This is a genomic window from Curtobacterium sp. MCPF17_011 (assembly GCF_003234145.1).
In the GTDB taxonomy this organism is placed as follows: Bacteria; Actinomycetota; Actinomycetes; order Actinomycetales; family Microbacteriaceae; genus Curtobacterium.
This window is the reverse complement of record NZ_QKSK01000011.1, coordinates 67,919-93,522: the sequence shown is the minus strand read 5'-3', so window position 1 is coordinate 93,522 and position 25,604 is coordinate 67,919. Positions and strand designations below refer to the sequence as shown.

The window sequence follows — 25,604 nt, the reverse complement described above, 5'->3', positions numbered from 1 at the left end:
TGTCCTGACCGTCACCCACCGTTCACCCCGCCGACGTCCGGCGGTGCGAGCATCCTCGGCATGTCCATCCTGCATCCCACCGCGTCCCGCAGTCTCGTCGGTGACATCGAGAGCGAGTACGACGAGTTCGACCGCGACCCGGACCTCGAGGTCTCGAAGAACCGTGACGGGTGGCTCGAACCCTCCTGGTGACACCAGGCCCGTCATCGTCCGCGGGCATTCCTTCGGGGTACGTCAGCTGGATCTCCGGATCCGGCGCGACGTACCCCTTTTTCGCTGTCCGGAAGGCGTTGCACCCCGGGGTACACGTGTCCCCCTCGGTCCGGCTCGGGAGTCACACCGTTGTGATTCCGCTTCGATCGGCAGCACCGCAGGGATCGAGAGCGACAACCGCCGTGACGAGGTGTACCCCGACCCGGTGTCCCCCGATGGCGAAGCACGGAGAAGCCTGAGAATCGCTCGCCGTGGTTTGTGGGGTACACCTCCGGCCCGCCAAACTCGGTCTCAGCCCACGAAGGACCATCACCGTCACAGGCAGGGAGAGTCACCATGGCGATCGCAACGGCCGCACCCAGCACCACCTCGCGCCGCACCAAGAAGGCAGCGACCAAGACCACCTCCGCCGAGGCCACCACGCTCGACACCGTCGCCGAGGTCGAGGCCGACGAGCAGCTCGCCGGCGTCCGCGGCGCATCCGTCGACCAGGTCGGCGACTACCTCCGTCACATCGGCCGTCTCGCACTGCTGACCGCTGAGGAAGAGGCGGACATCGCCCGCCGCATCGAGGTCGGCCTGTTCGCCGAGGAGAAGCTCCACACCGAGCCCGGCCTCGAGAAGTCCCTCGAGCGCGAACTCCGCTGGCTCGTCCGCGACGGTGAGCGCGCCAAGGAGCGCATGATCACCTCGAACCTCCGCCTGGTCGTCAGCATCGCCAAGCGCTACTCCCAGCGCGGCCTGCCGTTCATGGACGTCATCCAGGAGGGCAACCTCGGCTTGGTCCGTGCGGTCGAGAAGTTCGACTTCACGCAGGGCTACAAGTTCTCGACCTACGCCACCTGGTGGATCCGCCAGGCGATCTCGCGTGGTCTCGCCGACAAGGCGCGAACCATCCGCATCCCGGTGCACACCGTCGAACTGATCAACAAGATCTCGCGCACCGAGCGTGACCTGACCGTCGACCTCGGCCGTGCGCCGATGCCGGAGGAAGTGGCCGCCGAGCTGAGCATGAGCGTCGAGGAACTCGTCGACCTCAAGGGCCGCTCGCACGAGCCGGTCTCGATCCACACGGTCGTGGGTGACTCGGACGACAGCGAACTCGGTGACTTCATCGAGGACGAGGACGCCGCGAGCCCGAACGAGCTCACCGAGACGACGCTGCTGCACCGCGACATCCGCTCCATCGTCGCCGAGCTGCCGAGCGACGAGGCCAACGTGATCCGCATGCGCTACGGCCTGGACGACGACAAGCCGATGACGCTCGACGAGATCTCGAAGATCGTGCACACCACCCGACAGGCGGTCAGCCGTGTCGAGTCGCGTGCGAAGCTGCGCCTGTTCGCGAAGGCCGTCTCGCAGGACATGCAGCTGTACCTGACCGAGTAGGTCAGCAGACTTCGGCTGGTCCCGTCAGGGACCGGTGCGGGGATCCGGGTCGTCCGTGGGACGACGGCCTGTGGGGTGATGGGAGCGAAGGCCCGTCCGGTGCGAACCGGGCGGGCCTTCCGTCGTCCCCAGGGCCCTGGCGTGGGGTCGCCGGCCGGGAGGCGCGGATCGCGTCAGTCCTCGGTCTCCCGGTGCAGCTTCTGCCGCAGGTCGTGCGGGATCAACTCGATGAGCTGGTCCGGCCGGAGCGGCAGGTCCAGCAGGCCGAGCTTGAGGCGCCCGGTCCGACCGTGCCGTTCGGCGTCCAGCCGGACCACGCTGCCGGCGTCCTTGCGGAGCCGGACCTCCAACTGCGCGCCGGTGGCGACCTCGCCGACGACGAGCCCGTCGACCTCGAGGGCCGCGCTGCGGGTGCCCTCGGCGATGTCGAACCGGTAGCGCTCACGGGCGGCGAGCACCACCGAGCGGTCGATCCCCGCCATCGGGGCCACCGGCGTGACGACAGACCCCGACAGTGCGGGGGACAGGACCGGGCCTCCCGCCGCGTAGTTGTAGGCGGTGGACCCGGCGGGCGTCGCCGCGACGACGGCGTCGGCGCGGTAGTACCCGTACATGAGCCCGCCGACGCTGAGGTCCGCGGACACCTGCCCGGCACCGGGACGGCGGACGATCGTGATGTCGTTGAACGCCAGGTAGTCGGTCCGGGCACCACCCCAGGAGAGCCGGGCCTCGAGGGCGTGGTGCGGTTCGAGCTGGTACTGGCCGGCGGAGAGCCGTTCGAGCGCGGACTCGAGCTCGGGTGGTTCGATCTCGACCAGGAACCCGACGTTGCCGTAGTTCACCCCGAGCACCGGGACCGGGCGCCGGGCGACGAGGCGCATCGCACCGAGCATCGTGCCGTCACCACCGAGTGCGACGACCAGGTCGACGGTGTCCGTGAACTCGTCGTCGTCCACCGCGTCGATCGCGCTACCCAGGCGAGCGGCGTCGATCCGCCGCGCGACCAGGCGCCCGGCTCCGGACGCGTTCCAGCGGTCCAGGACCTCGACGGACTCCTGCACGTTCTTCGAGGGGTGGACGACGAGGCCGACGACGGGCTGCTCCATGCCCCGGATCGTACCGGCGAGCCCTCCGAGCCGGGCGCGAGTGCCGCCGGACGGACGGTGTCCCGGGGAGTCGGGAGGGGCCTCCAGGCCGAGGCGCGCAGCACACGCACGGGGTTCACGCCCACGGCGAACAGGGGCAGCCCTGACGGGGAGCGCTGGTTAGTCTCGATGTACGTGACCGGACTCACACGAGTCCGGCTGTCGGCCCCGGTTCGTTCGGGGCCAAGGGAGAGCACATGTTCGAGAGATTCACCGACCGGGCCCGTCGTGTTGTCGTCCTCGCTCAAGAAGAAGCGAAGATGCTCAACCACAACTACATCGGTACGGAGCACATCCTCCTCGGCCTCATCCACGAGGGCGAGGGCGTCGCCGCCAAGGCGCTGGAGTCGCTCGGTATCTCCCTCGATGCCGTCCGCGAGCAGGTGCAGGACATCATCGGGCAGGGCCAGCAGCAGCCGACCGGGCACATCCCGTTCACGCCGCGTGCCAAGAAGGTCCTCGAGCTGTCACTGCGCGAAGCGCTGCAGCTCGGCCACAACTACATCGGGACCGAGCACATCCTGCTCGGTCTGATCCGCGAGGGCGAGGGTGTCGCAGCCCAGGTCCTCGTGAAGCTCGGCGCCGACCTCAACCGGGTCCGCCAGCAGGTCATCCAGCTCCTGTCCGGCTACCAGGGCAAGGAAGCGGTCGCCGTCGGCGGCGAGCAGCAGCAGAACGCACAGCAGGGCTCGCAGGTCCTCGACCAGTTCGGTCGGAACCTCACCCAGGCAGCGCGCGACGGCAAGCTCGACCCCGTCATCGGGCGTGAGAAGGAGATGGAGCGGGTCATGCAGATCCTCTCCCGCCGTTCCAAGAACAACCCCGTCCTGATCGGCGAGCCCGGCGTCGGCAAGACCGCCGTCGTCGAGGGCCTCGCCCAGGCGATCGTCAAGGGCGACGTGCCCGAGACGCTGAAGGACAAGCAGCTCTACTCGCTCGACCTCGGGTCGCTCATCGCCGGGTCCCGCTACCGCGGTGACTTCGAGGAGCGCCTCAAGAAGGTCACGAAGGAGATCCGCACCCGCGGCGACATCATCGTCTTCATCGACGAGATCCACACGCTCGTGGGTGCCGGTGCCGCCGAGGGCGCGATCGACGCAGCGTCGATCCTCAAGCCGCTCCTGGCCCGTGGTGAGCTCCAGACCATCGGTGCCACCACGCTCGACGAGTACCGCAAGCACTTCGAGAAGGACGCCGCTCTCGAGCGTCGTTTCCAGTCGGTGCAGGTCAACGAGCCGTCGCTGCCGCACACCATCAACATCCTCAAGGGCCTCCGCGACAAGTACGAGGCGTTCCACAAGGTGTCCATCACCGACGGCGCGATCGTCTCCGCGGCGAACCTGGCGGACCGCTACGTGCAGGACCGCTTCCTGCCCGACAAGGCCATCGACCTGATCGACGAGGCCGGCGCTCGTTTGCGGCTGTCGATCCTGTCGGCGCCGCCGGAGCTCCGCGAGTTCGACGAGAAGATCTCGACGGTCCGTGGGTCGAAGGAAGCCGCCATCGAGGAGCAGGACTTCGAGAAGGCCGCGAGCCTGCGCGACGAGGAGAAGAAGCTCCTCGGTGAGCGTCTCCGCCTCGAGAAGCAGTGGCGTGCGGGTGACGTCGCCGCGTCCGGCACCGTCGACGAGGGCATCATCGCCGAGGTCCTGGCGCAGGCCACGGGCATCCCGGTGTTCAAGCTCACCGAAGAGGAGACCTCGCGTCTCGTCTTCATGGAGAAGGCACTGCACCAGCGCGTCATCGGTCAGGAAGAGGCCATCTCGGCCCTGTCCAAGACCATCCGCCGCACCCGTGCCGGCCTCAAGGACCCGAACCGCCCCTCGGGCTCGTTCATCTTCGCCGGCCCCACGGGCGTCGGCAAGACCGAGCTCGCCAAGGCACTCGCGGAGTTCCTGTTCGACGACGAGGGCGCACTGATCTCCCTCGACATGTCGGAGTTCGGCGAGAAGCACACCGTCTCGCGCCTGTTCGGTGCCCCTCCCGGGTTCGTCGGGTTCGAAGAGGGCGGCCAGCTCACCGAGAAGGTGCGCCGCAAGCCGTTCTCCGTGGTCCTGTTCGACGAGATCGAGAAGGCCCACCCGGACATCTTCAACTCGCTGCTGCAGGTCCTCGAAGAGGGTCGTCTGACCGATGGTCAGGGCCGCGTGGTCGACTTCAAGAACACCGTCATCATCATGACCACGAACCTCGGTTCGCAGGGCATCGCAGGTGGCCCGGTGGGCTTCCAGGTCGAGGGCAACTCGGCCGTCGGCTACGACCGGATGCGCGGCAAGGTGAACGAGGAGCTGAAGAAGCACTTCAAGCCCGAGTTCCTGAACCGCGTCGACGACACGATCGTGTTCCCGCAGCTGTCACAGCCCGAGCTGCTGCAGATCGTGGACCTGTTCGTGAAGCGCCTGTCCGACCGCCTGCTCGACCGCGACATGACCGTCGAGCTCTCGCTCCCGGCCAAGGAGCAGCTCATCAAGGTCGGGTTCGACCCGTCCCTCGGTGCCCGCCCGCTGCGTCGTGCGATGCAGCACGAGGTCGAGGACCAGCTGTCCGAGCACATCCTGCAGGGCGAGCTCACGGCCGGCGACCACGTGAAGGTCGGCTTCGTGGACGGTGCGTTCACCTTCGAGACCGGGCGTCAGCCGGGCCGCGAAGAGGTCCTCGCCGGCGCTCCCTCGCTCGAGAAGGCGCCCGAGGCGCCCGCGCCGGAGATCGAGGGCTAGTCAGCCCAGCCACACCACAGACGGGAGGCCCGGTACCAGCTGGTACCGGGCCTCCCGTCTGTCTGCGGTCAGGCGATCAGGCCTGGACGTCGCCGCGCCAGCCGTCGCTGGTCGGGGCGGCCTCGACGCGCTCCTTGTAGTTCTGCAGGTCCTTCTTCACGGCGTGGCCGCCGACGCCGACCGCGGAGCCGAGCTTCTCGAGGATGCCCGACGGCTCCCAGTCGATCTGCACGGTGACGCGGGTCTCAGCGTCGGAGAGCTTGTGGAACGTGACCACACCGGCGTGCTCGGTCTCGCCGTCCTTGACGGTCCAGGCGACACGCTCGTCCGGGTGCTGCTCCGTGATGAGGGCGCGGAACGAACGCTCCTGGCCGGCGACCTTGACGGTCCAGTCGGTCGTGGTGTCGTCGACCTGGACGATCTTCTCGACCTCGTCGAGGAACGTGGGGAACTCCTCGAAGCGGGTCCACTGGTCGTAGGCGGCACGGACGGGGACGTTGACGTCGACGGTCTCGATGATCTGGGGCATGTGGTGCTCCTCCTGCTCGTCGTACTGGTGTGTCTCGGACGGTAGGCCGGCGCGCCTGTGCAGGGCCCTGACGCATGTCCCCCGATGACGTCGTGTGACGTGGCGGGTCGGACGGGGCTGCCGGGGCTGCCGGGGCTGCCGGGGCCGGCGTACAGCCGGGGGCCGGGTGCGGCGCGGCCAGGCCATCGGCGGAGACGTAGGCTGGAGCGGATGACTGAGCACGGACGGCATGCGTTCTCCGAACGGGACGACCACGGGATCCTGGTGCGCCCGGCGCTCGCGTCCGACGTCCCGCACATCCAGCGGCTCATCGCGCCGTACGTCGACCGGCGGATCCTGCTCGGCAAGGAGAACGTCGTCCTCTACGGGTCGATCCAGCAGTTCCGGATCGCCGAAGGGCCCGACGGTGTCCCGATCGGCTGCGGCGCCCTCGCCGTGTTCTGGGACGACATCGCCGAGGTCCGCACGCTGGCCCTGGACCAGGACTGGATCCACAAGCGCGTCGGCCACCGCATGCTCGAGGCGCTCGAACACGACGCCCGCGAGCTCGGTGTCGCCCGGATCTTCTGCCTGACGTTCGAGGTCGACTTCTTCGCCAAGCACGGCTACCTCGAGATCGGCGAGACCGTCGTCCCACCCGAGGTGTACGCCGAGCTCGTGCGCTCGTCCGACGAAGGCGTCGCCGAGTTCCTGGACCTCGCCCGGGTGAAGCCGAACACGCTCGGCAACACCCGCATGCTGAAGATCCTCTGACGGGTTGACCGGCCGCCCGGCGAGGGACCTCCTCCGGGCTCGCACGGATGTCTACCCTGTGCGCATGTCGTCGTTCCGCCATCCCGTCGGCCCCGAGCGTCCCGGCACCTACTGGCGCCGCCGAGCCCTGGTGCTCGGGGTGGTCCTGCTCGTCGTGGTCGTCGTCGTGCTCATCGTCGTCGGTCGTGGCAACGGAGCCCCCGCGGCCGGTCCGACGCCGGGTGCCGGGGCTTCCTCGGCAGCAGCTGGTTCCTCCACCGGCTCTGGCGGGGCTGGCGGTTCTGGCGCGTCGGATGCCGCCTCGGGCGCGCCGAAGTCTTCGCCGGCCCCGTCCGCCGCAGCCCGCAAGGACGGCGCGGCCTGCGACCCGCACCAGATCGAACTCACCCCGGTGCTCGACAAGCGCGTCTACGCAGCCGGCGAGGACCCCCAGGTCGCGATGTCGATCAAGAACACCGGGTCGAACTCGTGCCACATGGACCTCGGGTCCGCGCAGCAGGTGCTCACCATCACCTCGGGGACGGAGCAGTACTGGTCGTCGAAGGACTGCCAGACCGGAGGCACCGACCAGGACGTCACCCTGAAGGCCGGCCAGGAGCTCACCACGCCCGCCATCGCCTGGGACCGCACCCGGTCCTCTGCGACCACCTGCGACGCCGCACGCGCCTCGGTGACGGGCGGGGGAGCCAGTTACCACCTGCAGGTCGCGGTGGGGGAGATCACGTCAGCCGAGTCGGTGCAGTTCGTCCTGAACTGAGGACATCGCCGCGGGAACGACGAAGCGCCGGGCCCGAGGATCGCTCCTCAGGCCCGGCGCTCACGAAGACCGGTACTAGCCGATGACGGTGATGTTCTCCGCCTGCGGGCCCTTGCGGCCCTCGGTGATCTCGAATTCGACCTTCTGGTTCTCCTCGAGCGACTTGTAGCCGTTGCCACCGATCGCAGAGAAGTGGGCGAAGACGTCAGCGCTGCCGTCGTCCGGCGCAATGAAGCCGAAGCCCTTTTCGTTGTTGAACCACTTGACAGTTCCAGTTGCCATTTCGGCGTTCCTTACTTTCTTACGTGCGCGGCGAGAGAATTCCACCACCGCGGGTTTCGACGACGTTGCCATCGAGTTGTGTGCGGCACCCGGCATCGTGCGGGGTGACGGAGATCAGAGGTTCAGTGCAATCTGTAGGCACTGACCATCGGGCAGGTGAACGGGTCGCGCGCTGCGAGACCGACCCGGTTGAGGTACCGGACGACGATCCCGTAGGAGCGGAAGAGTGAAGTCTCCGTGTACGGGACCTCGTGCTGTTCGCAGTGCTCACGCACGAGGGCCTTCGCACGACGCAGGTTGGGCCGCGCCATGCTCGGGAACAGGTGGTGTTCTGCCTGGTGGTTGAGGCCACCCAGCAGGTGGTCCACCCACACGCCACCAGTGATGTTACGGGAAGTTCGGACCTGACGCGAGAAGAAATCTATCTTGGCCCCCTCGGCGATGACCGGCATGCCCTTGTGGTTGGGCGCGAACGAGCCACCCATCATGACGCCGAAGACCGCCATCTGGACCGCGAGGAACGCGAAACCGACGCCCAGCGGCATCACCGCGAAGACGAACCAGGCGAGCAGACCGAAGCGTGCGACGAGCAGCACGGCCTCCAGGCGGCGCTCCTTCGCCGTGCCCTTCGCGGCCTTGCCGGTGACGACGGCACGGACCGACAGCCAGTGCAGGTTGGCGCCCTCGAGCGTCAGGAGCGGGAAGAACGCCCACCCCTGGACCATCGCGAGCTTCCGGAGGAACCCGCGCCGCTGCTGGGCGTCCTCCTCGATGAAGACCACGCCGTCCGGGGCGATGTCGGGGTCCTTGCCGATCGTGTTCGGGTTGCCGTGGTGGCGGTTGTGCTTGTTCATCCACCACGAGTACGACAGGCCGACGACGAAGACGCCGATCCAGCGACCGGCGTGGTCGTTCCACTTGCGCGAGGCGAAGATCTGGCGGTGTGCCGCCTCGTGCGAGAGGAACGCGAACTGCGTGAAGAGGACACCCAGGACCCCGGCGGGGATCAACTGGAACCACGACGCGCCGAGCAGGGCGGACACGCCGAGGGTCACGGCGGTAGCGACGACGAGGGACGCGAAGACCGCCCAGTAGAAGCCGGTCCGGCGTTCGAGGAGACCTTCGGTCCGGACCCGCTCGAGCAGGTCTTTGTACGTCGAGGTCGGTGTCGGCGCTCCGGGGGTCCGGGGAGCGGTCGAGCGGTAGAGGGTGGGCGATGGTGCCGGCATGAGAGCTGCTTCCCCATCAGGAACAGCCCTTCGGCCGTGCAACGAGAGTTCCCGCGACTGCGATTGAGGCGAAAGTAGTGACGTTGTCTGAGTTATCACCGCGAAGCGCGCCTGCTGAGTGCGTCTACAGGACGACCGGCGACTTCGTCACGGCGGCCGCGGCGTAGCGTCACGGACATCGACGGAAGGCTGGGCAATGAAGTACCTCATCTACGGGGTCGCCTCGGTCATGACCAGCGACGAGGCGGCCTACGCCGTGCTCGACTACGCCACAGCCCTGGCCCAGTCCGGACTCGCCGATCGTGTCGATGTCCCCTCGGTGGACGACTACGGCATGGCGGCCACGTCGAGCTTCATCCTCGCCCCGGCGATCGGTGTCCTGGTGCAGTCCGCGCCGGACGACGAACTCGGGCCGGAGACCACCCAGTTCGCCGCTGACCTGCGCATCCGGACGCACGCGGTGCAGGCCGGTCGGGTGCACTGAAACGGTCCTGTCCTCCGCTGTCTGACGGTCTGACCGGACCCGTGCGCACTCGCATGCTGCTTGACTAGGGGCGATGGCAGAGAAGGAACAGCGCTTCCGGAGTGAACAGCTCGAGGAAGCCCTCGCGAAGCAGGACGTCGCTGCGGTGGCGTACGCGCTGCGCAACGACATCGTGATCGTCCCGCGGCTCGTCACCGGGAAGAAGGACATGCAGGTCCGGGTGTTCGGTCGTGAGGACTCGGACAAGCGCATCCTGCTGCTGTTCTCGTCGGCTGACGCCTACACCGCGATGGTGCCGGGCGAGAAGCTCCGGCAGGTGATGGTCTACGACGCCGCTCGGCTCGAGGAGTTCCTGGCGGCACACCTCGACTCGCTCGAGGGTGTGTTCTTCGACATCGCCGGACCGCACACCATGCAGTCGGAACCGGCGGACCTGTTGGCCGCGCTGCGCGCCTGACCGGTCTGGAGGCTGTGTCTCGACATCGAGACCGGCTGCGGATCTCAGAACGCGGCGTCGAGCTCGCGCTCTCGAGGTGACCGCGTCATCGAGAACGCGACCCGCAGGGCTTCCCGCAGGTGTTCGGCGTCAGCCCCGAGGACGGTCGTGAAGCCCAGACGTCCGGCCTCGTTCGCCCGCTGCTTCGCGCCGGTCGCCGCGCGGATCTCGCCGGCCAGGCTGATCTCCCCGATCGCGGCGAGGGTGTGCGGGTACGGGCGGTCCCGAGCAGCACTCGCCAGGGCGAGCACGATCGCCAGGTCGGCGCCCGGCTCGGTGAGCTTCATGCCACCGACCGTCGACACGTAGACGTCGGCGTCCGACAGCTTGATGCCGGCGCGGCGCTCCAACACCGCGAGGAGCATCGCCACCCGGGACGCGTCGACACCGTTCACGACCCGACGTGGCTGCGGCGCGGAACTCGGGACGACGAGCGCCTGGATCTCGACCGGGAGGGCACGTCGGCCTTCCATCGCCACGGTGATGCACGTGCCGGACACCGGGGCGCCGTTGCGGGACATGAACAGGCCGCTGGGGTCGGGGACCTCGTGGATGCCGTCGCCGGCCATGTCGAAGCACCCCACTTCGTCGGTGGGACCGAACCGGTTCTTCAGCGCTCGGACGAAGCGCAGCGCGGTCTGTCGATCGCCCTCGAAGTGGCAGACCACGTCGACCAGGTGTTCGAGCAGTCGGGGGCCGGCGATCGTGCCGTCCTTCGTGACGTGTCCGACGATGAGGACCGGGAGAGCTGCCTGCTTGGCGACCCGGATGAGCGTCGATGCGACCTCGCGCACCTGTGACGTCCCACCGGCGATGCCGTCGACCGAGGCGGACGAGATGGTCTGCACGGAGTCGGCGATGAGGAGGTCCGGTTGCACCTGCTCGATCTGCCCGAGGATGACGCCGAGGTCGACCTCGCTCGCCAGGAACAGGTCGTCGTGCATGGCACCGGTGCGCTCGGCGCGGAGCCGGACCTGGTCGACCGACTCTTCAGCGCTGACGTAGAGGACGCGCTTGCCCATCGCCGCCGCGCGTGAGGCGACCTCGAGCAACAGGGTGGACTTGCCGACGCCGGGCTCACCGCTCAGCAGGACGGCCGCGCCCGGCACGATGCCGCCGCCGAGGACCCGGTCGAACTCACCGATGCCGGTCTGCCAGCGCTGGAAGGAGCCGCTGCGGGCTTCGGTGATCGGTCGGGCGATGCGGTTGCCGGTGACGGCGATCGACGCGGTGCCGCGGGTGCTCGCCGTCGCGGCGGAGGCGTCCTCCACCGTTCCCCACGACTGGCACTCGCCGCAGCGGCCGACCCACTTGATGCTGGTCCAGCCGCACTCGGTGCAGCGGTAGGACGACTGGGGGCGGGCCATGGGACGAGGTTAGGCCGCTCCGCCGACATCGGTCGGCTCGTCGTCATCGGTCCGGCCGGGCAGCGGGAGCGACCCGGTGACGCGCTGTCGCAGGCGGTCGAGTGAGCTCGGACGGTTCGCCGTGTCGAGTGCTTCCGCGCCGTCGGTGTCCTGCTCGGCGCGGGCGTGGGCGACGTCACCGGCCTGGCGACCGAGGTCCTCGGCTTCCCGCGCGGACAGGTACCGCCGGATGGCCGCGACGGTGTCGACCCGGGCGTCGACGGCGGGCTCGAACGCGCTCGCCCAGATCTCGTACCCACGGTCGTTCGGGTGGAACAGGTCGCCGTAGGAGTTGAAGAACGTTCGACGGATCCCGACCCGCTTGGTGATCGCGTGCAGCGGCGCCACGGTCAGACCGAGTTCGTCGGCCACCCGGTGCACGATCTCGTTCGCGACGGCCACCTTGCGCTCGCGGTCGGGCACGAACATGCACGGCAGCTCGGCGACGATCGCGTGCGACGGGACCGCGCCGTAGATCGCGCGGATGTTCCGTTCGAACTTGTCCGGGTGGAAGTCGGCGATGTCATTCGCGCCGATCGAGACCGTGCAGACGTCCGGGGTGAACTGACGGAGCTTCGGGAGCTGGTCCTTCTTCGCACCCCACGTCGTGGCTCCCGACACGCTGAGGTTCACGACGCGCACGGTCATCCGCGACCGATGCCGGATCCGACGGCTGAGGAGCCCCACGTACCCGCGGCCGGGAGTCGTCGCACCGACGCCCTGTGCCGCCGAGTCCCCGATCGCCAGGTACGTCAACTGACCCTCGTGGTGGAGCCGTTCGCGCCACCAGTCGGCGTGCACCGGGAGCATGTCGACCACACGCTGCGACGCGGCCCGCTGTCCCCGGATCCCCGCCCGTGCGCCGAAGCCCGCTGCTCCGCTGACGACGGCGGCGCCGGCGAGGGAGGACAGCAGGGCGACGAGGGTGCGCGTTCTCATGCCGGAGACGGTACGCGCGGACCCTCGGGTCGAGGTCACGGTCGTGACGGTCTGGGGACGAGGCGCCGGAGGTGCGCGCCCGTGGAGGGGCGGCGTGCTGGGTGTCGCCGGGGGCCTCCCGGATCGTGTAAACTCTTCCCCGGTACCGTGTCCGAGCGGCCGAAGGATCATGTCTCGAAAACATGTGTGGGGGCAACTCCACCGTGGGTTCAAATCCCACCGGTACCGCCACAGGGGGCGTTTACGGAACTGGACGCCATCGTTTACGAAACTAGAAACCCCCGATGAGAGGCCTCTGGACATCGTCCAGGGGCCTCTCGCCGTTGATGTGCACATGGTGCGATGTGTCGCGGCTTCGGGCGCATTGGACGACCCAGCTGCGTCCGTCGGCGGTGCCGCCCTATCGCGAACGTGAGATTCACTAGAGTTCTTGCGTGGCTGGACTACATGGCGAGGCGGCTCAGGCCAAGGGGGCGGACGGAGCTCGCCGTGCGAAGCGATGGCTGGAGTCGACAACGCGCGTGAACGCCCAGTGGGTCAATCCCGATCCTCCAGCAATCGGGAAGCTTACGTTCGACTGGCCTCACGGTGGACAGTCGTTCTCGTTCGATCTCGCAGGTCACTTCAAGTACGGAGACGTCGACGGTGAAGCGTTCTTCGCGGAGTCGAAGAAGTACGACGCGCCATCGGATCTCGCAACTCACTGCAGTGTTACGTCGCCTACAGGACCAGCCCCGGCTGGTGCGACCACTTCATGTGGATCGCATGGAGCCCGCACTCGATCACGAGCTGGCCCGATTTGACGAAGGCCGAATACGTGCGTGAGCACGTCATCAAGCATCGAGAACGCGTCTTCGGGGAAGCCGACGAGGCGGTCGCTGGGTCTCTCGTCGATGACGCGGCGGTGTCAGCGGTGGCGGAGAGACTCTGGCTCATCGTTCTGTCCGATCGCCAGGAGACCCTCGTGATATCGAAGGAGCACCGCGGAGTGATCGACGCGTACGAGGCAGAGAAGGGCGAGTGACCTTGGTAGGTCAGAGCTTCACAAACCTCATCAGAGATGGACTGTTCGACCCATCGCCTGAGCAGTCAGTGACACGCGTCAAGCATGCAGTCGCTCGAGAACTTGAATCGCTGGACAGTTCCGCTCGAGTCCAGGCCACGAGTTACTTCAACCACACTTTCGCACCGGACTTCATCTTGAAGTGGCCGGATCGGACGGAGCGGCCGGTTTACCTCCGACTCAGCTATGACGCAGGGGCACTCCTTGAGGACTTCGCGCTGATCGATGCGCCCAATCCGCTGTTCTTCGGGCTGACGCCGGAGCAGACAGTTGACGGTCGCCTCGAGCCGGCGGTTCGCGAAGCTGATGCGATGTTCGTCGAGTCCGATGCGCTCGAGCACCTCATCGACCGGAGGGGGAAAGACCTCACCGCCGAGATGCTCAGCAATGCGCTTGCGCAAGGTGGTCGAGGAAGCTTCGTCGGTCATCAGGCTGCGCGCCTGTCGGAGGAGTTAGCGGCGGGGTTTGCCGGCACGGCCGAGCTGTCGATTCACGGGGTCACGACTGCACTGTCTGCCATCGATAGGTCCCTCGCGACACCTCAGGCGTATCGGCTTGAACGCGTCCTGCAAGCAGTATGGGAGGGAAGCAACGGCCGCCTCGACCTGTTCCCTGGAACCGTCGACACCTCAGGCAAGCTCAACGCAGAGGCGCTCGAGTACCTAGTCGCCTACATGAACACCGACGATGGAGGATTCTGGAGGCGGGTCGGCCGAGCCGTCACAATTGCGGATCTCGAACAGCTGGATTTCGAAAAGCATCGCCGTAACGTCGAGCGGCTCATCAGCGCGAACCTCGATGTGCTCACTGCAAGGGCAGCTTGCGTCTTTCCAGACCCGCTCGGTTTGGAGCGCGCCGAGCGCGAGAGCGATTTTCAGTGGGGCCTGCGTGACGGCCATCTCTCGTTCGCGGCTGCGAAGTGGTTCGCCGTCGTGGCTGAGTCCAAGAAAGAGCTGGAGCAACTTGCGCCGCGACAATCGAACCGGGTTTCCGTCGGGTCGTTTGTCGTGCGCTCGGCGAAGTCCGATCTGATCGAGGTCACCCTGCACTCGGGTGACGAGACGTTCAAGCTTCGGCACGACGAAGGTCAGATCGACACTGAACGGCTAGTTGGCGTGGCGCAGCAATTCGTCACGCCGTCGAAGGTCACGCAGGCGCTAGCCTCGTCGCCGTCTGGACGAATCTCAGTTGACCTCGACGCGATGACCGGAACCGGCGTCACCAAGAGCATCATCCGCCTCGCCGATTTGATTCGGGCGACCGCTCCATTGCTGCTTGATGAGCCGGATCTCGACGGAGAGGCGTTGTCCGAAGCGCTGGAGTACGACGTGAGTGAGGACGAAGGCCAGCCGACGCTGTTCAACGTGGACTAGCGCCGCAGAAGCGTTCTGATTGTAATCAGCGCTGAAACTGGCACAGCGAGTTACTTCGTTGACAGCGCGCGGCGGATCGGTTGCGCAGAGGCAGTCCCGCTCGTTGAGAAGCCACGGCATACGGACTGCATGAAGCAAGATCCCCGAGCCCAAACGTCCCACCAGCCTTCCCTTCCGGCAAGCGCCGTAGCACACTTTGGTGCAAGTAATCAGCAGCGCCACGCCGTCGATGTTCGGGAAGCCATCATGGGTTACGCCCCGCAGCTGCCTCTTCAGAAGTGGAGGCTCGTGCAGGACTTCGTCGTGGACTGCGCCCTCCGCGTCGACTACGCCAAGGCGAAGGACGTCCGCGAAGTCATGCTTCCCCTAACCCGTCTGGCGCTGTGGGCGACCCAGAGCGAGGGCCTGCCCCTGAAGCCTCGGGTCCTCCTCGACCCCGCTACCGTCCGCCGCTTCGCCGCGACCCAAGAGAAGGCGCTCCAGCGTAGGGAATACGAACGGCGCCTGCTCCTCGTCCGCGAAGCGCTCGGCGCGGAACGGTCCGCACGAGTCATGGGCCGACCAGGCGTAACGCCCGTCACTCCTCTCACGGCTCACGAACTCGCGGAGATGTCTACCTGGGTGCAGGCGATGGAGGACGAAGCGCAGAAGCGTCTCGGGATGGCCCTCATGGGACTCTGCGGCGGAGCTGGCTTGCGCCGTGCAGAGGCGCACGAAGTCACCGTGCAGGACGTCGAACCGAACGGCACCGGGTACGTGGTGCACGTCCGCAGGGGAGCCAAGCGCTCCATCGCGGTCCTGCGCTCCTTCGAGCGGTACCTCGCCCGCGTCCTGAAGGACGCGAAGTCCGACGAGTTCCTCGTGAAAGCGGGACGCAGTACGGAACGGACCCGGAAGGACCTCCGGCTCCGCCACAACCGGGACACGACCGGTCGCATGCCGAACGCCGAAAGGCTCCGGGCCAGCTGGGTCGCCACCATGTGCCCAGTACTGACCGCTGGCGAACTCGTGTACGCCTCAGGACTGAAGCACTTCTCGTCGCTCGCGCAGTACGAGCCGTTCTTCACGGTGCCCGACCCGGCCGAGATGCATGAGGTCCTTCGCGACCCGGCGACGCTCGGAGGTGCGAAATGACCGACTCCGACGACATCCTCGATGGCGTCTTCGACGCAGGTGCGCAAGCCATCATGGACTCGATGCGCGCTATCGGGCTCATCGACGAGCAGCAGGTAGAGGCGGCGGGGCGAAACACGGCGCCCTTCAAGAGGCGCGACATCCGCCGCAGTTCCCGGCGCATCACTGCTGCCCGTATCGAGCCGATGGTGGTCGGCTGGCGTGCGGAGGACAACCACGGCAAGCACGCCGGCGGACGCCCGCCAGTGCTCACCGTGAGCGTGTTGTGCACCATGGTGCTGCTGTTGGCGGAGGAGAACTCTCCGCTGCTCATCTCGGACATCGCGAACGCTCTCCACGTCCGCCTTACGAAGAAAGCTCGCGAGGAGCTCGGTATCGCGAACGTCAAGAAGACCGGGAACCCCAAGCGGGACTACTGGAACTGGTACATGCGGGTCAAGCGAGCCCTTGACGGCATCATCGAGCTGATGGACGCCTGGCCCGTCGATGACCGTCGAAAGGCCATGCTCCTAGAAGAACGGGAACGGCAGATGCAGAAGCGCGACCCGCTGATGCAGGCCGTCAAAGCGCCGCGCTCGTCGCTCTTCATCGATGCGCTGCTCGACATGAGCATGCGCTCGCTCCCGCAGCAGTACCAGGACGCGTGGGAGGGGTTCGTTTCTGTCGACCAGACATCGCTTGCAACGTTCAGCCAGTTGATGCAGTGGAAGAAGGACCACGAGCTTCCGGGAAGCCCTGAGGTGCCCGACGAGGTCTACATCGATGTCGACGGCCAGATGAAGTGGGTGCCGGCAGACCGTCCCGTCGTTGAAGTGGACGCGACTCCGTACCCGCTCGATAAGGGCCGACAGAACAAGGACTTCGACGGCCCGGCTTCGGACTTCGAGCAGTCGTTCGCCGCGAGCCTGTTCCTCAGCGTCACCGACCCTGGGAAGCCGGATGCCCACCCGCAGCTCATCGTCGCCGCGAGTTTGCATCAGTGGGGTCGCAGCGTCGCGGAGCGCACCGTGGCTGGGATTGACTCCCTTCTGGAGCGCGGCTGGGCCGTGAAGCGGCTGACGGCCGACCGCGGCTACAGCGCGAACATCTCCGTTGACGGGTTCCGTCGCCCCATGGCAGAACGAGGCATCGGCCTCGTCATCGACTACAAAGGTGGGAACAGCGGAGGCCAGCTTGGCGTGCAGAAGCAGACCGTGCACGGACTGCTCGAGATTGAGGGCGGGCTTTACTGTCCCGGCACGCCCGTCGACCTGCGTACCGCGACGGAGGACGCACGTAAGCGTCTCATCACCCCGTCCGAATACTTCAAGAAGGTTAAAAGCCGGGAACCGTACCTCGCCCGCCAGCGGTCAGGCGGACCTGATGAGAACGGGGCCATCCGTTTGCGCTGCCCAGCGCGTGGCAAGAGTCCGACGGTCACCTGCCCGCTCGTCGAGATGCACGCACAGGCGAGCAAGAGCCCTGACATCCACCGCCCGCCCATCGATGAAGACCTCGTACCGTTGCATCCGGACCTCATCTGCTGTCAGGACTCGGTGAAGCTCGAGTGGGACGACGCGCTCACCACCCGTCAGGAACTGCACTACGCGAGTGACGAGTGGCTGAGCGTCTTCGGCCACGACCGGCAGTCAATGGAGGGTTTCAACTCGTACCTGAAGAACAAGCGCAACCTCGGGGATGCGTCGAAGCGTCAGATGCGCGGCCTCGCTGCTCAGGCGTTCCTCCTCGGCTTCATCCTCACGGCCGCCAACTTCGCACGAATCAACAAGTTCCTGCACGATCGCGCGGCAGGAGTCGTTACACCCATCCATCGCGAGCGTCTTCGAGACAGGGAAGGGCGCAGCGACTACAAGCGGTTCCCAACAAAGCCTCAGCGTCGCCGTGGCATGCGCACGGTCGACAAGCGCAACGCAGCCAAAGAGGCTGCCAAGGCCGCACCCGCAGGCATCACGAACGGGCAGCCAAGCGCGCTGGGGCGACGGCGCGGCCGGCGGCTGGTCGACGAGTAAGCGCAGTAGCGGGTCGGCGTATCTGCGCCGGCCCCCACTTACGCATCGCGGAGAAAGCGCCGGTCGCTCTCCCAGTCACGGCCCGCGACGAACGGTAGGAGCCGGTCGAACGCTTCCGCGGACTGCACGCCCGCGGCAGCTATGAGAACCGGCAGTGGCGTTCCGGAGGTGAGGTGCCGCACGATCCACGTGGCGCGCATTCGACGCGCCTGCAAATGCACACGGCCCGGGTTCCGGGACACGAAGTCCGTGATCAGGTTCGCGTTCCCACCCTCCTGTCCGGCCCGGAACAGCCAGCCCGCGCCCTCCATGAAGTCGAATCGGTCACGCAGAGCGTCCTCCCACTCGCGGATCACCACAACCCGACGAGGATTCGCGCCGCCTACTCGAAGCTCGACCGCTTCGTCGCTGCGGTGGACATCTTCCGCTTTGACCTCGCAGATCTCGCGCCCGGTGAGTCCCATGCCCAGTCCGAGCGCAAGCAAAGCATGTGCGGAACTTCGGCGCTCTGGAGAGCGTTGAACGGACGCCCAAGACAGGAGCGACGCAATCTCGCGCTCGTCGTATGGTGCAGACGGCCCCGACCTGGTGATTGTGGGCTTCGCGTCCGGCGCTCGATCTGGGCCTAGCAACGCCGTCGCCATGCTCCGCAGCTTGGACCGCATCGTCGCCCGACCGGCGTTCGTGTAGGCCACGAGTCCCTGCCGGCTGAACTGGTCCACCGTCGCGGGATGGAAGAGCATCTTCACTTTCAACGGATAGCCCGCCGTCTCGACCGCCCACCGCGTGAGCATTGCCGTGACCGGGTACAGCTGCTTCTCCGTGTAAGGAGTCTTCGGTGCGGCCGAGCGAACCGTCTCGCGGACGAAGCCACCGATGCGAGTCCACATCTCTGCAGGCATCTTCGGCGTGTAGTTGTAGTGGCTCGAACCCGCCACGGGGTCGCCGCTCGCCTCCATGTGGTTACACTAATCAGCATGAGCGGTCGACGGCCAGCAGAACTTCGGATCGTCCGGATTGGAGGATCGTCAGTGCAGCTCGCTGGACTTGGTGGGTTCATCGTCCCGCCGGGAGTACAGATCGAGGTCGCAGACTTCGGTGCGCGAGCCGACATCAGCGCGCGTCACGACGACGAGATTGTCGGTGCGTCCGTCAACTTCCGATCGGGTGCACGGCAGGTGCAGACGAACACGCATCGAGGTTCCGTGCTGGTGCGATTGACGATGGTGCTCGTCGACCTACTTGTCGAAGCCAGGACGGTGAACTGGGCAGGTCAACCCCTCGGTCGCATCCGAGACGTCGACGAAGGCGCCGAAGGTTCTATTCCGACGGTGCCCTGGGGCGAGACTTCCGCACCGACGGCGATGCCGCTCTCGCGAGGTCGGCGCGCACGTCGGCAGACGAATAAAGGTCGGCGTTCAGTCCGATTTCGAGCCGCGAGACCGTTGCGAGATCGGGCCAAGCACGTCCGTGCAGGATCTTGAGCAGGGTCACGTGGTGAATCCCGACCTGGGCGGCGACGTCACGTAGCGTCCTGCCCCCCATCGCATCGTGGAGGTTCAGCACGAACTGTCGGGCCACCTCAGCGGACGGATCGGTGGAGTGTCGGTCTGGCCAAGGCGCAGGGGCGAGCTCCGCAGGTGTTGAGCGCGCGGTTCTGGCCATTGCTCAAGGGTACGAGGAGAGCCACTGGTGGCATGCCACCGCGCCGCTTGCCCGACCCAATCCGGCCCGCGAACGTGCAGGCTTCGTTGCCGCCGCTCCGCGACGGCGACGGGCACTCTGCACGGAGCGTCTCGGTGCTGACACGATCGCGGTGGCATCCAAGGCCGTGCGAGTTGAGCAGCAGGCGGGCCAGCGGGAGTCCGTCGACGACCGGTTACCGGGCACGTTGCGAAGCGCTACTGGTTTCGCGCCAGAGGACGAGGGGCTTCTGTTTGGGCCTGGGGTCCGGCGTTAGCGGGGGCGAGAACTGTTCCGCGGCGTGACGGAGTGGGCTTCGGGCGGAGGTTGGGGGCGTCGCCGTTCTCGCTCGTGACGACCAGGCCGCGGGAGCTGGCAGCGGAAGCGCTGAGTTCCTGCAACCACCGGTCGTTGATGGCTGGGACGCGGCTGCCGTCGAACTTGAAGTGCACGAGGACGTGTGGGTGGAGCCAAATCGAACTCCGGCCGGAGCCGACGTCCACGGCGTCCTTCCACGACATCAGGAACGCTTCACCGCGGCGGAGCTTGTTGACGATGACGATCTGGAGGTGCGTGAGCGTGCGGTCATCGACGAACACGATCAGGCCGTCGTAACTGATGGATCCCATGCCGACCTCGCGAGGCCGCCAAGTGAGGACGGGAACCGCCGCTTCTGGAACCACCCGGTAGCTGGGAGTGAGTCCTGGGCCCTGTTGCTTGACTGGCCGGTCACCGCAGCCTACTTGGGCCTGCTGAACAGACAGGGCCCCTTTTGCGTCGGATCACGATGAACGTTGACGGAACCGCATACCCGCTGGCGCAAGGCCAGGACCTGCACACGCTTGAAACGTCCGTCGTGGAAGCCGACCGCGCTGGCGCGGACCTCGTGAAAGTCACCCTGTACGGCAACCGGTCGCTGGACGTGGTCGTAACCCCGGGTGTGCCGATCACGTTCGAGGTTGACGACGTCGCCGACGAGGATCGAGACGACGGCGACCTTTCCAGTCCCTTCGACGTCCCCGACTTCGACTCATTCGACGATCACTCGATCGAGGTTTGAGAGCTGGCCTCCACCCCCGCTGACCGGCGAGATGTGACCTCAACTACGAGCTGACACCACCACCCGCCGCGGGTGGTGGTGTGGTGATCAACCCCTCGCCCCGCCCCGACCGACCCCACGCACGGAACGAATCGGTGCTTCGGGACCGTCACTGTTGCCGCCGGCGCCAGCAGCAGAGGGCCGTCAGTGCCACCTAGCGAATGGGTGACTGAGGGCGCTGCCGTTGGTCCCGTTCGTGGTCAGCCGAGTGCAGACGTCTCACGTGATGAGACCTTCCGTGTCACGTGGCGATGACTGCGGCGCCTGCTGCGGACAGTACGTCTCCCTGTTTGTCGGTGATGACGGTGCAGTCGGCGAGGGGGAACGCGTGGCAGAGCGAGATGTGGTCGAACTTGCTGCTGTCCGCGAGGACGTACGTGTGCCGGCTATGTGCGTGCACGACTCGCTTCTTCGTCGCTTCACGGATGTCGAAGGTGGTGACACCGGCGTCCGCGTCGATGCCCGTCACGCCGATGAACGCCTTGTCGAAGTAGAGGTCATTGAGTTCACGGTCTGTGATCGGGCCGGCAACGGAACCGATGTCGGGCAGGAGGTCGCCGCCGAGGACGGTCACCGTCACGGTCGGCGCGATGGGGAGTGCGAGTGCGTGTGTGTTCGACGTGATGACGTGCACGGTGATGCCGTGGAGTGCACGCATGACCTCTGTCGCTGTCGTCCCTGAGTCGAGGTAGATCGTGTCCCCGTCGCTGATGAGGGCGGCGGCCGCTTCTGCGATCGAACGCTTCTCGTCGGGGTTGATCAACGACTTCGCGGCAACGGGCACTTCGGTTGCTGCGTCTTCGAGCCGGATCGCCCCTCCACGGAGGCTGACGATGCGTCCGGATTCCTCGAGCGCTTTGATGTCGCGTCGTACTGTTGATGGTGATGCGCCGGTGGCGTCGATCAACGCATCGATGGTGACCGGTTCTCCGGATGATGCTTGGTCGAGGATGAGCTGGTGTCGCTCAAAGGACTTCACGGCTGAGCACCTCGTGGGTAGGCATGCTGGACTGTGCTCCGAGACCTTCGACGGTGATCGACGCGACACGTGATGCGTCTGCCGCCGCGGCGAAGGGGTCGGCGCCGCCGACGAGCGCGTGGGCGAAGGCTCCAATGAAGGAGTCTCCAGCGCCGGTGGAGTCGACGGCGTGGGTCGGGATCGCTTCAATGAAGACGACGTCCTCGCCGGTCGCAACATAGCAGCCTCGGCTACCGAGGGTGAGTACGACGCTGGAGCAGTAGTCGCGCAGCCGGTCGACAGCGTCGCGCATGGCCCGGTCGTCGTGGACGTCGCCGAGGTCACGGCCGATGTAGGCGGCAGCCTCGTCTTCGTTGACGACGAACCATGCGCACTGACGGCTCACGCGGGTCGGCACCGGGCGAGCCGGTGCTGCGTTGTAGATCACGGGGGTGCCGGCGGCCACTGCGAGTTGCACGGCACGCTCGTTCGCCTCCGCGGGGATCTCGTTCTGGATCACCGCAGCACCAGCGCCGGTGAACAGCTCCCGGTTCTCCTCGACCCACGCCGCGTCGACAGCACCGTTGGCACCCTCGAAGATCGTCGCGTAGACATCGCCTTCGCCGGTGACGTGGACGATGCCGAGTCCGTTGCCGAGATCGGTCGGACGCATGTGGCACTCGACGCCCTGACTCCGCAGGTTGTCGAGGCTGATCTGCCCGAGCTGATCGCCACCGGTCGAGCCGATAAACCGCACCGGGGAGCCCAGGCGAGCAGCCTGCACTGCCTGGTTCGCTCCCTTGCCGCCGAAGGCTCCACGGAGATCCGATGCGACGTACGTCTCGCCCCGGCGTGGAAGTCGGTCCTGCGTGACGATGTAGTCGTAGTTCACGCTGCCGATGACCAGAACGTGACCGCTCGCCATGGGGACCTCCACCTCGTCGTGTCGCTGGTCGAAGCCAGCCGGTTCGTGCCGTCCGCTGCGCTCAGCGCCGAGGATGGCCCGTCGAGCATACGACGCCGCTGACCACTGTTGTCAACCAGCCAGTGCTTTGAATGACGCAGAACGAAAAAAGTTGACCACGATTGTCATCACTGTTAGGTTCGCCGACATGAAGTTCGCTACTCGTCTCAACTCATTCGTCAGCGGCGGCGACGTGTCCGCCGCCCTCCGCCGCGTCGCCGCGACCGACGCCATCGACTACGTCGACCTCAACTACCCCGAGCACTTCGAGAACCTCGACCCTGCCGCCATGAAGGCGCTGCTCGACGAACTCGGGCTGACCCTCAACGGGACCGCGACCCGGTTCCGGAAGCAGTTCGTCGCGGGCGAGTTCAGCAACCCTGACGAAACGATCCGTCGGGCTGCGATCGACCTCGCGAAGGAAGCCATCGACGCGTCTGCCACCTGCGGCAGCGACCTGCTGACCGTCTGGCTCGGCTTCGACGGCTATGACTTCACGTTCCAGAAGGACTACGCCAAGGACCTGCAGCGCATCGTCGAGGCGTTCCAGGAACTCGCCGACTACCGCCCCGACTTCCGCATCAGCATCGAGTACAAGCCCTACGAAGAGCGCGTGCACTCGATGATCAACAGCTTCGGCCAGACCCTCGACATCATCAAGCGAATCGACCGACCCAACCTCGGCGCGACGCTCGACTTCGCGCACATGCTCATGGCCGGCGACCAGCCCGGCTTCGGTGCCTCGCTCCTGCTCGAGGACGGCAAGCTGTTCGGCATCCACCTCAACGACGGCAACAACGCCCACGACGACGGCCTGATGATCGGCTCGATCCACCCGTTCGAGACGATGGAGATGATCTACTTCCTCCTCCGCTACGAGTGGGATGGCGTCATCTACTTCGACACCTTCCCGATCCGGGAGGACGCGCAGGACGAGGCGGAGACCAACCGCGCGACCGTCGAGCTGTTCTTCGAGAAGGTCAAGGCCGTCGGCGTCGACCGCATCACGGACGTGATCCGGTCGCAGGACGGCATCGCCGCGCAGCAGCTCCGGAACGAGCTCCTCGGCATCGGCGCATCCAAGTACGCCGCCGAACTGACGCGCTGAACACCCGGGCCGACCGGTGGCGGACTTCAGCCGGTCGGCCCGTCGCACGCCGAAGGCGTGCACCTGAACACACTTTCCCAATGACGTGAATTGAAAGGTCGGTTCTCACGTGAACCGTGTACTGGACCGTATCGGTCTGCCGAGCAACCTCATCTGGGGCTACATCGGCCTCGTGTTCTTCATGATCGGCGACGGAGTCGAGCAAGGCTGGATCTCCCCGTGGCTCGTCTCCCGGGGAGTCGCCGTGCCCGACACCGCGCTCCTGATCACCGTGTACGGCATCACCGTCGCGATCGCAGCCTGGCTCTCCGGTGTCCTCGTGCAGACGCTCGGCCCCCGCAAGGTCATGCTCATCGCCACCGGCGCCTTCGTCGTCGGCAGCGTCGGGTTCATCGGATACGGAGTCGCCGCGCTCGACTGGCCGGTCATGCTGGTCTGTTACGCGATCCGCGGGCTGGGCTACCCGCTGTTCGCGTTCTCGTTCCTCACCTGGATCAACTACAGCGCCCCGTTGGAGCGCCGCGGCATGGCCGCCGGCTGGTTCTGGTTCATGTTCTCCCTCGGCCTCAGCGTCATAGGACCGTTCTACTCATCCATCGTGCTCCCGATCCTCGGCCACATCGCCGTCCTCTGGACTGGCCTGGCCTTCGTCGTCATCGGCACGATCATCGGTGTGTTCGTCAACAAGGCGACGATCCCGAAATCCGAACTGCACCCGTTCAGCGCCAAGGAACTGTCGAAGGCAGTCACCCTCCTCGGCCGTCCCCGGGTCTCCGCCGGCCTGGTCGTCAAGACGATCAACGGGATCGCCCAGTACGGCCTGCCCGTGTTCATGCCGCTCTACCTCGCCACCTTCGGCTACACCACCACACAGTGGCTGCAGATGTGGTCGCTCGTCTTCACCGTTGCGATCTTCGCCAACCTGTTCTTCGGATACGTCGGTGACAAGATCGGCTGGCGCCGCACCATCGGATGGGTCGGTGGTGTCGCCTACGCCGTCGTCCTCGTCGTCCTGTTCTTCACCCCGCACGTCATCGGTCACAACGTCACTCTCATGACCCTCGTGCTCTGCCTCTGCGGCGTGACCATGGCCGGGTACGTCCCGCTCTCGGCACTGTTCCCGCTCCTCGCTCCCGACAACAAGGGCGCATCGATGAGCATCCTGAACCTCGGGGCCGGGCTGTCGACCTTCGTGGCTCCCGCCATCGCCGGCCTCTTCTACGAATCGCTCGGAGCCGGAGGAGTCCTCGGGATCTACGCCGGTCTCTACATCCTGAGCGCCGTCCTGACGCCGTTCCTCAAGACCCCGGACGAAGTCACCCGTTCGAAGCGCGGGTCCAGCGGAGTGGTCCCCTCAGCAGAAGCCGTGCCAGTCGCGCAGCAGTAACGAATCGCCGTGATCGGTTGAACAGGGCCCGGACGCGTTGCGCTCCGGGCCCTTCCGCTCTTCGCGCGCAGTCAGTGTCCTCATCGGGAGACGAGGATCACCGCAGCGGACAACCATGTCCCGCGCCGGAGGCGAAAAGGCTGCCACCCGCTGTAGTCGTCGGGTCGGCCGAAGCAGTCAGACGGTGTTGCATGAGGACTCAGTATCGCGCTGGAGTCGATGACGCCGCTGGCGCTGCCGCCCTCTAGTACAAGCCCCGTACTTGTGGACGGTCATGGGCATCTCGACCGTGGCCTCCGTTGCGAAGGCCATGCGGTCGTCCCCGGGTGCTGGAGGGTGGCACCGGTTGCGAAAGGTGGCTCGACGCTGCCTTCGATCCAGTCCGGACCGGCCAGTGCCTGCGTATTTAGGACGGCATGCGGAGCCCGGTCCGGGTCCGGCGGTCGGAGCGCTCCCTGTTGCTCACGATGAGCGTCAGCGCGTCACG

26 protein-coding genes and 1 tRNA gene are annotated in these 25,604 nt (G+C 66.5%); 15 read left to right on the top strand and 12 right to left on the bottom strand.

Going from position 1 to position 25,604, the window contains the following annotated elements:
• Positions 1-60: 60 nt before the first annotated feature.
• Positions 61-192 carry a hypothetical protein gene (locus tag DEJ25_RS17075; RefSeq protein WP_258366217.1) on the top strand — a complete coding sequence of 44 codons (132 nt, stop codon included), beginning with the start codon at positions 61-63 and terminating at the stop codon, positions 190-192.
• Positions 193-549: 357 nt separating this feature from the next.
• On the top strand, positions 550-1,602 hold the full coding sequence (locus DEJ25_RS13695; protein WP_110904444.1) for a sigma-70 family RNA polymerase sigma factor: 1,053 nt from the start codon (positions 550-552) through the stop codon (positions 1,600-1,602).
• Positions 1,603-1,775: 173 nt separating this feature from the next.
• Here the strand turns inward: DEJ25_RS13695 and DEJ25_RS13690 are convergent, their stop codons facing one another.
• On the bottom strand, positions 1,776-2,708 hold the full coding sequence (locus DEJ25_RS13690; protein WP_110904443.1) for an NAD(+)/NADH kinase: 933 nt from the start codon (positions 2,706-2,708) through the stop codon (positions 1,776-1,778).
• Positions 2,709-2,944: 236 nt separating this feature from the next.
• Between DEJ25_RS13690 and DEJ25_RS13685 the strand changes: the two genes are divergently transcribed.
• On the top strand, positions 2,945-5,464 hold the full coding sequence (locus tag DEJ25_RS13685) for an ATP-dependent Clp protease ATP-binding subunit (RefSeq protein WP_111045028.1): 2,520 nt from the start codon (positions 2,945-2,947) through the stop codon (positions 5,462-5,464).
• A gap of 76 nt (positions 5,465-5,540) precedes the next feature.
• On the opposite strand, the gene DEJ25_RS13680 is transcribed toward DEJ25_RS13685, so the two are convergent.
• Positions 5,541-5,993, bottom strand: a complete 453-nt coding sequence (locus tag DEJ25_RS13680; protein ID WP_111045027.1) for an SRPBCC family protein — start codon at positions 5,991-5,993, stop codon at positions 5,541-5,543.
• A gap of 210 nt (positions 5,994-6,203) precedes the next feature.
• Here DEJ25_RS13680 and DEJ25_RS13675 point away from each other — a divergent pair, with 210 nt between their 5' ends.
• Both DEJ25_RS13675 and DEJ25_RS13670 read left to right on the top strand, forming a co-directional pair.
• Positions 6,204-6,746: an amino-acid N-acetyltransferase gene (locus DEJ25_RS13675; protein ID WP_181421642.1), complete on the top strand. Its 543-nt coding sequence runs from the start codon at positions 6,204-6,206 to the stop codon at positions 6,744-6,746.
• Between the two features lie 64 nt (positions 6,747-6,810).
• Positions 6,811-7,503 (top strand): hypothetical protein, encoded by a 693-nt coding sequence (locus DEJ25_RS13670; RefSeq protein WP_111045026.1) that lies wholly within the window; start codon positions 6,811-6,813, stop codon positions 7,501-7,503.
• Between the two features lie 75 nt (positions 7,504-7,578).
• Here DEJ25_RS13670 and DEJ25_RS13665 read toward each other — a convergent pair whose 3' ends face one another.
• Positions 7,579-7,785, bottom strand: coding sequence for a cold-shock protein (locus DEJ25_RS13665; protein WP_065963953.1), 207 nt, complete (start codon positions 7,783-7,785; stop codon positions 7,579-7,581).
• A 122-nt stretch (positions 7,786-7,907) separates the two neighbouring features.
• The gene (locus tag DEJ25_RS13660) at positions 7,908-9,014 is read right to left on the bottom strand and encodes an acyl-CoA desaturase (RefSeq protein WP_111045025.1); all 1,107 of its coding nucleotides are present in this window, start codon (positions 9,012-9,014) and stop codon (positions 7,908-7,910) included.
• A 196-nt stretch (positions 9,015-9,210) separates the two neighbouring features.
• On the opposite strand from DEJ25_RS13660, the gene DEJ25_RS13655 reads away from it, so the two are divergent.
• Positions 9,211-9,498 (top strand): hypothetical protein, encoded by a 288-nt coding sequence (locus DEJ25_RS13655; protein ID WP_111045024.1) that lies wholly within the window; start codon positions 9,211-9,213, stop codon positions 9,496-9,498.
• Positions 9,499-9,571: 73 nt separating this feature from the next.
• Positions 9,572-9,955, top strand: a complete 384-nt coding sequence (locus tag DEJ25_RS13650) for an SseB family protein (protein WP_110904437.1) — start codon at positions 9,572-9,574, stop codon at positions 9,953-9,955.
• A 44-nt stretch (positions 9,956-9,999) separates the two neighbouring features.
• Here DEJ25_RS13650 and radA read toward each other — a convergent pair whose 3' ends face one another.
• Together radA and DEJ25_RS13640 are read right to left on the bottom strand one after the other, a co-directional pair.
• Complete coding sequence (radA, locus tag DEJ25_RS13645) at positions 10,000-11,361, bottom strand: DNA repair protein RadA (protein WP_111045023.1); 1,362 nt, start codon at positions 11,359-11,361, stop codon at positions 10,000-10,002.
• A 9-nt stretch (positions 11,362-11,370) separates the two neighbouring features.
• Complete coding sequence (locus tag DEJ25_RS13640) at positions 11,371-12,339, bottom strand: SGNH/GDSL hydrolase family protein (protein WP_220033225.1); 969 nt, start codon at positions 12,337-12,339, stop codon at positions 11,371-11,373.
• A 141-nt stretch (positions 12,340-12,480) separates the two neighbouring features.
• Here DEJ25_RS13640 and DEJ25_RS13635 point away from each other — a divergent pair.
• The 5 genes from DEJ25_RS13635 to DEJ25_RS13615 all read left to right on the top strand — a co-directional run bounded on the left by DEJ25_RS13635 (position 12,481) and on the right by DEJ25_RS13615 (position 17,918).
• Positions 12,481-12,570: transfer RNA gene (locus tag DEJ25_RS13635), tRNA-Ser, on the top strand.
• Between the two features lie 586 nt (positions 12,571-13,156).
• The gene (locus DEJ25_RS13630; protein WP_146240695.1) at positions 13,157-13,363 is read left to right on the top strand and encodes a hypothetical protein; all 207 of its coding nucleotides are present in this window, start codon (positions 13,157-13,159) and stop codon (positions 13,361-13,363) included.
• Positions 13,364-13,431: 68 nt separating this feature from the next.
• Positions 13,432-14,775 (top strand): hypothetical protein, encoded by a 1,344-nt coding sequence (locus DEJ25_RS13625; RefSeq protein WP_146240694.1) that lies wholly within the window; start codon positions 13,432-13,434, stop codon positions 14,773-14,775.
• Positions 14,776-15,021: 246 nt separating this feature from the next.
• A complete protein-coding gene (locus DEJ25_RS13620) occupies positions 15,022-15,909 on the top strand; it encodes a hypothetical protein (protein ID WP_111045020.1) in 888 nt (295 codons plus the stop codon).
• Positions 15,906-17,918: a hypothetical protein gene (locus DEJ25_RS13615; protein ID WP_111045019.1), complete on the top strand. Its 2,013-nt coding sequence runs from the start codon at positions 15,906-15,908 to the stop codon at positions 17,916-17,918. The genes DEJ25_RS13620 and DEJ25_RS13615 overlap by 4 nt, the downstream gene beginning before the upstream one ends.
• 38 nt (positions 17,919-17,956) lie before the next feature.
• Here DEJ25_RS13615 and DEJ25_RS13610 read toward each other — a convergent pair whose 3' ends face one another.
• From DEJ25_RS13610 to DEJ25_RS13600, 4 genes are all read right to left on the bottom strand, one after another.
• Positions 17,957-18,877 carry a hypothetical protein gene (locus DEJ25_RS13610; RefSeq protein ID WP_111045018.1) on the bottom strand — a complete coding sequence of 307 codons (921 nt, stop codon included), beginning with the start codon at positions 18,875-18,877 and terminating at the stop codon, positions 17,957-17,959.
• A 69-nt stretch (positions 18,878-18,946) separates the two neighbouring features.
• Positions 18,947-19,114 (bottom strand): hypothetical protein, encoded by a 168-nt coding sequence (locus DEJ25_RS16770; RefSeq protein ID WP_181427453.1) that lies wholly within the window; start codon positions 19,112-19,114, stop codon positions 18,947-18,949.
• Between the two features lie 124 nt (positions 19,115-19,238).
• On the bottom strand, positions 19,239-19,583 hold the full coding sequence (locus tag DEJ25_RS16765; RefSeq protein ID WP_181427452.1) for a helix-turn-helix transcriptional regulator: 345 nt from the start codon (positions 19,581-19,583) through the stop codon (positions 19,239-19,241).
• Positions 19,584-19,819: 236 nt separating this feature from the next.
• Positions 19,820-20,230, bottom strand: coding sequence for an ATP-dependent DNA ligase (locus DEJ25_RS13600; protein ID WP_181427451.1), 411 nt, complete (start codon positions 20,228-20,230; stop codon positions 19,820-19,822).
• Positions 20,231-20,388: 158 nt separating this feature from the next.
• On the opposite strand from DEJ25_RS13600, the gene DEJ25_RS13595 reads away from it, so the two are divergent.
• On the top strand, positions 20,389-20,661 hold the full coding sequence (locus DEJ25_RS13595; RefSeq protein ID WP_111045016.1) for a hypothetical protein: 273 nt from the start codon (positions 20,389-20,391) through the stop codon (positions 20,659-20,661).
• Positions 20,662-20,941: 280 nt separating this feature from the next.
• Here DEJ25_RS13595 and DEJ25_RS13590 read toward each other — a convergent pair whose 3' ends face one another.
• Both DEJ25_RS13590 and DEJ25_RS13585 read right to left on the bottom strand, forming a co-directional pair.
• Entirely contained in the window at positions 20,942-21,679 is a 738-nt protein-coding gene (locus tag DEJ25_RS13590; protein ID WP_181427450.1) for a DeoR/GlpR family DNA-binding transcription regulator, read from the bottom strand.
• Positions 21,666-22,583, bottom strand: coding sequence for a ribokinase (locus DEJ25_RS13585; protein ID WP_111045014.1), 918 nt, complete (start codon positions 22,581-22,583; stop codon positions 21,666-21,668). Before DEJ25_RS13585 ends, DEJ25_RS13590 begins: the two co-directional genes overlap by 14 nt.
• A gap of 187 nt (positions 22,584-22,770) precedes the next feature.
• Between DEJ25_RS13585 and DEJ25_RS13580 the strand changes: the two genes are divergently transcribed.
• Both DEJ25_RS13580 and DEJ25_RS13575 read left to right on the top strand, forming a co-directional pair.
• Positions 22,771-23,730 carry a sugar phosphate isomerase/epimerase gene (locus tag DEJ25_RS13580; RefSeq protein WP_181427449.1) on the top strand — a complete coding sequence of 320 codons (960 nt, stop codon included), beginning with the start codon at positions 22,771-22,773 and terminating at the stop codon, positions 23,728-23,730.
• Positions 23,731-23,839: 109 nt separating this feature from the next.
• On the top strand, positions 23,840-25,117 hold the full coding sequence (locus tag DEJ25_RS13575) for an MFS transporter (RefSeq protein WP_220033224.1): 1,278 nt from the start codon (positions 23,840-23,842) through the stop codon (positions 25,115-25,117).
• Positions 25,118-25,604 lie beyond the last annotated feature (487 nt).